The organism is Paraburkholderia tropica, assembly GCF_914484835.1.
Classification (GTDB): Bacteria; Pseudomonadota; Gammaproteobacteria; order Burkholderiales; family Burkholderiaceae; genus Paraburkholderia; species Paraburkholderia tropica_A.
Genome location: NZ_CAJZAR010000112.1, coordinates 20739 through 29331, shown reverse-complemented (window position 1 = coordinate 29331; position 8593 = coordinate 20739). Strand labels below are relative to the sequence as shown.

Genomic DNA, 8593 nt, shown 5'->3' with positions numbered 1-8593 from the left:
GTGAGCGCTTCCTGGGCGACGCGGAACACGGCCAGCGCGGCCTCGGCGGGCAGCGCCGCGAGGCGCGCGTCGCAATTACCGCCGGCGAAGCGCGCGCTCAGACCGGTGCGCGAGGCGAAGCCGCGCGTCCAGCGCTTGAGCGCCGTCGCGAGGCCCGCGTCCAGTTCGGGCGCGTGCAGGCCGTCGAGCACGTGGCGCACGGCGTTGGCGGCGTCGTCGAGCGAGCGGGCGACCAGCGCGAGCGCGTCGGCGCATTGCGGCGGCGCGTCGGCGGGCAGCCAGGTGTAGACGTTGGCGATGGCGAAACGGGTGGCGGCGAGTTCGGCGCCCACGCTGTCGTGCAGCTCGCGCGCGAGGCGATGGCGCGCCGCCTCGTCGGCATGCACGCGCGCGGCGCCCGCCGCAACAATCTGCCGCTGCACGCGCGCGATGGCGTCGAGCGCGGCGCGTGCGCCGTCGGCGTTGGCCAGCAAGGAGAGGCCGCCGCCCGCGTGGCTGGCGCGCGCCGCGGGCGCGTCCGCGCCAGGCGCGCACGCGTTGCCCGCGGCGTAAATCGACGTATCCATCCTTCCCCCGTAGAGGAACCGGTCCCGCGTGGTTCCCTGCTCTGCGCCTGTCGGCCCGGCGGTCCCGTCGCGTCGGAAAGCGGGACCCCGAATAGCTCGGCGCAGCGTAACGAAATTTACATCCGGTAACAACCTGACGAGACTCTGTCAGGCGTGCCGAAGTGGCCGATGTTGCGCCGCGATATTATCCCAAAAAGAGAAAAAATACAGTCGGGAAAGGCTTTAGCGGCGAAACCTGAGAGCTGGCATGAAGTCCGGCCCGGGTGCGATTCTCCGATTTCTGTCAGAAAAACACTGACAAGAAAGCTACGCGAATTCGGCGAAAAATGTAACTGCCAAGCTAGTTTATGCGCAGTGCTGTTGCGTGCAAACCGCGAAAAAAAACCGGAGCGCGAGGCTCCGGTTCTTTGTGGGGCGCTGCGGCCTTTCGCCGCTGCCGTCGGCGCGATCAGCCGACGAATGCCTTTTCGATCACGTAGTGACCCGGCTCGTTGTTGCTGCCTTCCTTCAGGCCGGCCTTTTCGAGCAGTTCGACGGTGTCGCGCAGCATGTGCGTGCTGCCGCAGAGCATGATGCGGTCGCGTTCCGGCGTGAATCCCGGCAGATCGAGGTCGGCGAACAGCTTGCCGGTGTCGATCAGCTCGGTGATACGGCCACGGTTGTCGAACACTTCGCGCGTGACGGTCGGGTAGTAGACCAGCTTCTCGCGGACGATCTCGCCCAGGTACTCGTGCTCGCGCAGTTCTTCGGTGATGAACTCCTTGTACGCGAGTTCATCGACGAAACGGCAGGTGTGCGTGAGGACGATCTTGTCGAAGCGGTCGTAAATGTCCGGGTCCTTGATGATCGACATGAACGGCGCGAGACCCGTGCCGGTCGAGAGCATCCACAGCACCTTGCCGGGCAGCAGGTTGTCGGCCACCAGCGTGCCGACGGGCTTCTTGCCGATCAGCACCTTGTCGCCGACCTTCAGATGCTGAAGGCGCGACGTGAGCGGGCCGTCCGGCACCTTGATGCTCAGGAATTCGAGGTGTTCCTCGTAGTTCGCGCTCGCGAGCGAGTAGGCGCGCATCAGCGGCTTGCCGTCCACTTCGAGGCCGACCATCGTGAACTGGCCGTTGTCGAAACGCAGGGCCTGGTCGCGCGTGCAGGTGAAGCTGAAAAGCGTGTCGGTCCAGTGATGGACGCTCAGAACGGTTTCTTCGGTGTGTTTGCTCATGGTTCCTGATGATGCGAAACGAGGTCCGCCGGACGGGGCGTTCCTTCCGGCCGTGCATGACGGTGCATGACTGGCCCGGTATGACGATGCGCGGCGCGCGGCTCGGACATCCGGTTGCTACGCGGTATGCCGCTGCGAGCCCGCAGCCTCGATGCGAACGAGGCGCAATCCGCCATTTTACCGCGTGCGCGCCTCGTGGGCGGCGCCGCGTCGCAAGGGGCGGGTGGCCCGCGTGAGGCGAGGCATCGTGCTGGCGCCCGCACGCGCGCGGCGTGGCGGGTGACGCTGGCAATCGCCTGGCAATCGACTGGCCATCGCCCGGCATTTCCGGCGTTGGCTGGCAATCGACTGAAATCGGCGGGCGCTGGCGGCGCCGTGGCGCGCCGGGCCGAATTTGACCCGATTTAGTCCGGTTTCGATTCGAAGCGAATCCGGCCGTCCTGCCCGTTCCGCCGGGAGCGGGCGCGCTTGCCGCGAGCGGCGCGCGTCGCGAACGAGGCGCGCCTGCGAATGTTCGCCCCAGATGATACCGGAACGTCTGACAGGCCGCACCATTGACCCTGATGGCGGGGCAGATTCGCGACGGTCGAGAGACCTTTTGAAACCGCTCAGGATGCCTCAGCAGACGTTGGCGGGTTTTAGCGGACGCCGCGCTTTTCAGCGGTTGATCGGTGGTTGATCAGCGTCGATCAGCGGTTGATCAACGGTCGGCGGCGAGCTTGGCGGCGAGACCGATCAGCGCCGTGCCGCAGAACGCATCGATCGGGCGGCGCAGGCGCTGATAGCCGCGCTGCGTGCGCTGATCGGCGAACAGCAGCGCGAGGCCCGCGTGCCAGCCGAACGACATCGTCGCCACCAGCGCGAGCGCCGCGCCGTAGAACCACGTCGGCGGATGCGCGGGAAAGACGGCCGCGAACACGCTGGTCCAGAACACGCAGGATTTCGGGTTGGTCAGGCAGGTGAGAAAGCCCGCGCGCCAGGTGCGCAGCCACGCGCGGCGATCGGGCGGCGGCAGCGGTGCAACGGGAGCGCTGGGCGCGGCGGGCTGCGATGCGGTGTCGCGGCGCATGCCCGCGCGCAGCAGCTTGAGGCCGAACCACAGCAGATACAGCGCGCCGCCGATGCGCACGCCCTGATAGAGCCAGTCGATGTGCTGGAGCACGGCGGCGAAGCCGAGCATCGCGAGCGCGGCCCAGAGCGTGGAGCCCGTGCCGACGCCGAACGCCGACGCAATGCCGAGACCGCGTCGCCCGGCGAGCGAAAGCTGCGTCACCATGAAGAAGTTCGGGCCGGGGCTGATGAGCGCGAACAGGTAGACGACGGCGATCTGGAGCAGGGTGGCGAGGTGATGCACGCGGGGCCTCGGAAGCGGAAAACGCACCATCGAGGCGCGCGACGCGACATATTAACGCGCTTGCTTCTCAGACCCTGGGAAGTTTTTCGACTGTCGCGCGCGTGCCGCGCTGGCGGTTCGCCCCGCACGCGACCGACGTGCCGACACGACCGACGCGCCGTCTCGCATCACTCCAGCCGCAGCCGCGCCATATAAGGCAGGTGATCGGAGAGCCACGCCGTTTCCTGCGGCGGCGTGATCAGCTCGACGGGCTGCAGGCCGCGCACGAACATCTTGTCGAGCGCGAGCGCGGGCGAGAACGCCGGGAACGTGCGCGCGGGCTCGCCGAGCAGCGTCGCCACTTCCTGCAGGCCGTGTTCGGCGAACAGCGGCACCGAGTCGTTGCGCCAGTCGTTGAAGTCGCCCGCGAGCACGAGCGGCCCTTGCGGCGCTTCCTTGGCGATCCAGTGGGCGATCCAGTGCATCTGCTTGAGGCGCGCGCTGCGCGTGAGCGCGAGGTGCGCGCACAGCAGCGTCACCTGCTGGCCGGCCACGCTCGCGCGCGCGACCAGCAGGCCGCGCCGCTCGAAGCGATGCGCGGAGATGTCCCAGCGTCCGCCCAGATCGAGCGGATGCGGCGACAGAATGGCGTTGCCGTGCCGCCACGACGGCTTGAACACATTCGGCCCGAGGGCGATCTGGAGTTCGAGCGCGTGGGCGATTTCGGTGGCCTGGCATTCCCAGACATCCTCGATCGGATCGCCGAGCGGCGCGCCGAAGGTGGAGGCGAGCACCGGCTGCGGCAGACGCCGCGCCATCGCTTCCTGAAGGAACCAGGCGTCGGCGTGGGTCGACTGGACCCAGCGCCGCATGGCTTCCCAGGCCTGAAAGCCAAGCGGTGAGCGGCCCTTGTGCAGGTTCCAGCTCACCGCGACGAAGTCCCCGGCGTGGGCCGGGTCCATGTCGATGAGAGGTTGTTCGAGATTTCGCATGCGTGTGTTGCCGAGTGTTGCTACGCGTTTTGAGGGGGGATGAGGCGGCAGCCGAAGGAGGGGCGCCGAAGGGGGGCGCCGAAGGGGGCGCCGCGCTCCGGTTCGTGGCGACCGGCGCGCCGTCAGGGCCCCGCGGCGGGCGGCGCGAGGTTCGCGCGCACGCGGTAGACGAGCTTGGGATCGTGATCGACGATCGGCCAGCTCACCCACTGGCCGGCGGGCACGTTCAGGCCCGGATGGCTCGCGTTGACCTGGCGCGGCTGCGGCGGCAGCTTGCAGCCGTCGGTCGTTTTCGGCGCGACGTTGTTTTCCAGCGTTTCCTGGGCGTCGATGGCGAGCACCACGCCGCTGGCGTTGGCTTGCAGCGGCGAGACCGTGATCGTGCGTTGCAGGTCGATGCTGCCCGCGGGCTGATCCTTGCAGCCCACGTTGTGCGTGACGACCTTGTGGTGCGTGTCCGTGCGCGCCTGGCCGACCGTGGTCGAGCCCTCGAAACTGTCGATCTTCTGGCCGTCGCGGTCCACTTCCAGCGTCCAGTTGACGACGCCTTGCGGCGCGAGCGGCGCAGCCGAAGCCGACGCGGCGGGCGCAGCCGATGCAGCGGACGCGGGCAAAGTGCCCGATGCGGCCGCCGTGGGCGCGGGATTCGTCACCGTGATCGACGCGGCGACCGGCGGCGCGGTTTGCGCGGTTTGTTGGGCCTGCGCGTTCGCAGCCAGCGCGCAGGCGGCGACGAGTGCGGCGCTCAGGCCGTTCTTCCATAACGTCATCTCGACAGGCTCCATGCTCGGCAGGGTTCGTTATGACCTTCGATCCTATACCGGGTTCGCGAACACCGCGCTTGCGGCCGCCGGATTCTGGCGCCATCGCGCGGCTTTTCCGATGCTTTCCAGCGTTCCGGTGCGCGCGGCGACCCCCGTATTTCCTTGATGTGGGGACAAGGGCGGCGCGTTTCCATCGCTAATTACGAGAAAACTGTTACAGCAAATGGAGTGCCGGAGCCGCCGCTCAAAATCGATTCGACCCCGCTCAACCTGACCCCGATAACCCCGCCGCCGCCCATGTACGCCAGCGCGCCTTCGCCATGCACGCGCGCCGATGCCGTCCGGCGCGCGGCGTACAATTTTTGGACAAGCTCGGAGCGAGCGGGAGGCGGACGCAGCGTCATGGACCAGATCGAATGTGTGGTGATCGGCGCGGGCGTGGTCGGCCTCGCCGTGGCGCGCGCGCTGGCGGCGCGCGGACGCGAGGTGATCGTGCTGGAGGCCGCCGACGCCATCGGCACCAGCACCAGTTCGCGCAACAGCGAGGTGATTCACGCGGGCCTCTACTATCCGCGCGGCTCGCTGAAGGCGTCGCTTTGCGTGCGCGGGCGCGAGATGCTTTACGACTACTGCGCGTCGCGCAACGTCGCGCACGCGCGCTGCGGCAAGCTGCTGGTCGCCACCGCGCCCGCGCAGATCCCGCAACTGGAGGCGATCCTCGCGCGCGGCAAGGAAAACGGCGTGTTCGACCTCACGCGCATCACCGGCTCGGAGGCGCTCGCGCTCGAACCGGCGCTCGAATGCGTGGCGGCCGTGTATTCGCCGCAGACGGGCATCGTCGACAGCCATCAGCTGATGCTCGCGCTGCAAGGCGACGCCGAGCGCGACGGCGCGGTGATCGCGCTGAAGTCGCCGGTCGAGTCGATCGACGCGAGTCCGAACGGCTTCGTGATCCGCACCGGCGGCGACGCGCCCACGGCGATCCGCGCCGCCGCGCTCGTCAACAGCGCGGGGCTGCACGCGACGCGGCTCGCCAAACGCATTCGCGGGCTCGATCCGCGCCACATTCCGCCGCTCTATCTCGCGCGCGGCAATTACTTCAGCGTGACGGGGCGCGTGCCGTTTTCGCGGCTCATCTATCCGATGCCGAACGAGGCGGGGCTGGGCGTGCATCTGACGCTCGATCTGGGCGGCCAGGCGCGCTTCGGTCCCGACGTCGAATGGATCGAGTCGATCGATTACGACGTCGATCCGCGTCGCGCCGACGCCTTCTACGCGCAGATCCGCAGCTATTGGCCCGCGCTGCCCGACGGCGCGCTGCAGCCCGCCTACGCGGGCATTCGTCCGAAGCTCTCGGGGCCGGGCGAGCCCGCCGCCGACTTCGTGATCCAGGGCGGCGCCTCGCATGGCGTGCGCGGGCTCGTGAACCTGTTCGGCATCGAGTCGCCGGGGCTCACGGCGTCGCTCGCGATCGCGCAGCGCGTGTGCGAGATGACCGGACCCGGTTGATGGCGCGGCGCGCAGGGTTGCGATGATGCGCGTCTCTTATCTCCAGCATTGCAGGCTCACGCGGCGCGGCATCGTTGCTATGCTTCTCGCGCGCCGTCGTCAGAACGGTGTTGCCCACAATACTGGAGTAAGTCCCATGAAATCGTCCCGCCGCAGCTTTCTGATCACGAGCCTTGGCGTCGCCACGACCGTTGCGCTGTCGCGCCAGGCCTTCGCCGATGCGCCGAAGGCGTCCGAATCCGATCCCACTTCGCAGGCGCTCGGCTACAAGCTCGACGCCACCAAGGTCGACAAGGCGAAGTTCGCGAAGTACGCCGCCGGCCAGGATTGCAGCAACTGCACGTTCTACCAGGGCAAGGCCACCGACGCGTTCGCGCCGTGCCCGATGTTCGGCGGCAAGCAGGTCGCGGGCAAGGGCTGGTGCAGCGCCTATAACAAGAAGGCGTAAGCGCTTTTCACGGCGCTCAGGGCCGGCACTCGGGCCGGCCTTAGACCGAAAACGGCGCGCGGGTCTAGACGCGCGCCATCAGCAGAGGCGGACGCTTGCCGAACCACGGCCGCGCCGCCTCCAGCTGCGCGGCGAGACGCAGCAGCAACGCGTCGTGGTTCTCGCGCGCCGCGAACTGCACGCCGATCGGCAGGCCGCGCGCATTCCACATGAGCGGCACCGTCATCGCCGGCTGCCCGGTCATGTTGAAGATCTCGGTGCAGCCCGCCCACGCGAACGCCTTGTTCGCGGCTTCCGTCAGCAGTTTCCTCATCAGCGCCTCGACCGGCATCGCGGTGACGGCGCGCATCTGCAAGCGCTCCGACTGCGTGGGCTTCAGTTCGCCGATCTTCACGGGCGGCCTCGCGAGCGACGCGCACAGGATCACGTCGAAGCGTTTCATCAGATCGTCGAAGCGCGCCGTGATGCGCTGCTGCTCCTCGAGCGCGGCAGGCAGTTCGCGCTCGCCGAACTTGCGGCCGATGTGCGCCATCGCCCACGTCGAAATCTCGAAGTCCTGGCGGCGCGGCTTGATGCCCGTGATGCTGTCGGCGTTCAGCACGTATTGCTCGGCGACGATCGACCAGATCATCAGGAAGGCCTCGCGCGTGGCCGTGAAATCCATGCCCAGCTCGATCGGCTCGACGATATGGCCGAGCGAAGCCAGCAGCTTCGCGGCGTCGTCGAGCGCGTCGCGCGCGTCGGGCGAGAGCACGTCGGCGAACAGCGGATCGGTGATGTAAGCGATCGCGAGCGGTTTGCCGCCGCCGAGCGGCGCGCGCGCGGCCGCGAGAAAGCTGCCCGGCGCGCCGGGCGCGAGACCGGGATCGCCCGCGAGCAGATCGAGCATCAGCGCGCTGTCACGCACGCTGCGCGAAATCGCGAGATCGACGCCCAGTTCGCCGGGCGGGCGCGCCAGATCCGTGGTCGGCTGGTTGCCGCGCGAGGGCTTGAAGCCGAACAGGCCGCAGCACGAGGCCGGTATGCGGATCGAGCCGCCGCCGTCGGATGCGTGCGCGAGCGGCAAGATGCCGGCCGCGACCGCCGCCGCCGCGCCGCCGCTCGAACCGCCTGGCGTGTGATCGAGATTCCACGGATTGCGGCACGGGCCGAACAGCTCGGGTTCGGTGTAGGGCATCTGCCCGAGTTCGGGCGCGCTCGTCTTGCCGAAGATGTTCAGGCCCGCCGCGCGGATGCGCTGGACCACGGGCGCGTCGGCGGCCGGAATGTAATGGCGATAGTGGCGGCTGCCGAGCGTCATGCGCAAGCCGGCGACGGCCGCGCCCAGATCCTTGACGAGAAACGGCACGCCCGCGAGCGGACCTTGCGCGAGTGCATCGACGCCGTCGCCGTCGCGCTCGATGCGCTGGGCGCGTTTGCGCGCGCTGTCGTAGTCCTTGAGCACGATCGCGTTGATCGCGGGATTGGCGGCCTCGGCGCGCGCGATGGCGGTGTCGAGCAATTCGCGCGCGCTCACGTCGCGGCGCTGCACGAGTTCGGCGAGGCCGATGGCGTCGTATTCCAGATAGTCGGACTGCAAGGCGCGCGCTCCCGGTTGGCGTCGTGAGTGAAGTCGGCGGATATCGGCAATGGCCGGGCTGACGCATCGCCCCAAAAGAAAAACGGCCATTGCAGCGATTCTGCCGCAATGGCCGTCATCAGGCGATGGATGCGATCGAAGCGATCGAATCCGTCGCGCCGATCAGCGAGGCTCGCTTGCTTA

Annotated in this window: 8 protein-coding genes; 2 read left to right on the top strand and 6 right to left on the bottom strand. The window is 68.3% G+C overall.

The features are described 5' to 3' along the window. The 5 genes from LDO54_RS38335 to LDO54_RS38315 all read right to left on the bottom strand — a co-directional run. The coding region (locus LDO54_RS38335; RefSeq protein WP_224018289.1) for a sensor histidine kinase at positions 1 to 566 on the bottom strand (566 nt) is incomplete at its 3' end. Between the two features lie 448 nt (positions 567 to 1014). Continuing rightward, positions 1015 to 1785 (bottom strand): ferredoxin--NADP reductase, encoded by a 771-nt coding sequence (locus LDO54_RS38330; RefSeq protein ID WP_224018287.1) that lies wholly within the window; start codon positions 1783 to 1785, stop codon positions 1015 to 1017. Positions 1786 to 2485: 700 nt separating this feature from the next. Beyond that, a complete protein-coding gene (locus tag LDO54_RS38325; protein WP_436975780.1) occupies positions 2486 to 3169 on the bottom strand; it encodes a LysE family translocator in 684 nt (227 codons plus the stop codon). Between the two features lie 137 nt (positions 3170 to 3306). Continuing rightward, positions 3307 to 4110: an endonuclease/exonuclease/phosphatase family protein gene (locus tag LDO54_RS38320; protein WP_405045075.1), complete on the bottom strand. Its 804-nt coding sequence runs from the start codon at positions 4108 to 4110 to the stop codon at positions 3307 to 3309. A 122-nt stretch (positions 4111 to 4232) separates the two neighbouring features. Then, on the bottom strand, positions 4233 to 4880 hold the full coding sequence (locus tag LDO54_RS38315; RefSeq protein WP_224018283.1) for a hypothetical protein: 648 nt from the start codon (positions 4878 to 4880) through the stop codon (positions 4233 to 4235). A 396-nt stretch (positions 4881 to 5276) separates the two neighbouring features. Between LDO54_RS38315 and LDO54_RS38310 the strand changes: the two genes are divergently transcribed. Then, entirely contained in the window at positions 5277 to 6383 is a 1107-nt protein-coding gene (locus tag LDO54_RS38310; protein ID WP_224018281.1) for an NAD(P)/FAD-dependent oxidoreductase, read from the top strand. Between the two features lie 136 nt (positions 6384 to 6519). Further along, entirely contained in the window at positions 6520 to 6831 is a 312-nt protein-coding gene (locus LDO54_RS38305) for a high-potential iron-sulfur protein (protein ID WP_224018279.1), read from the top strand. Positions 6832 to 6895: 64 nt separating this feature from the next. Here the strand turns inward: LDO54_RS38305 and LDO54_RS38300 are convergent, their stop codons facing one another. After that, a complete protein-coding gene (locus LDO54_RS38300) occupies positions 6896 to 8410 on the bottom strand; it encodes an amidase (protein WP_224018278.1) in 1515 nt (504 codons plus the stop codon). Positions 8411 to 8593 lie beyond the last annotated feature (183 nt).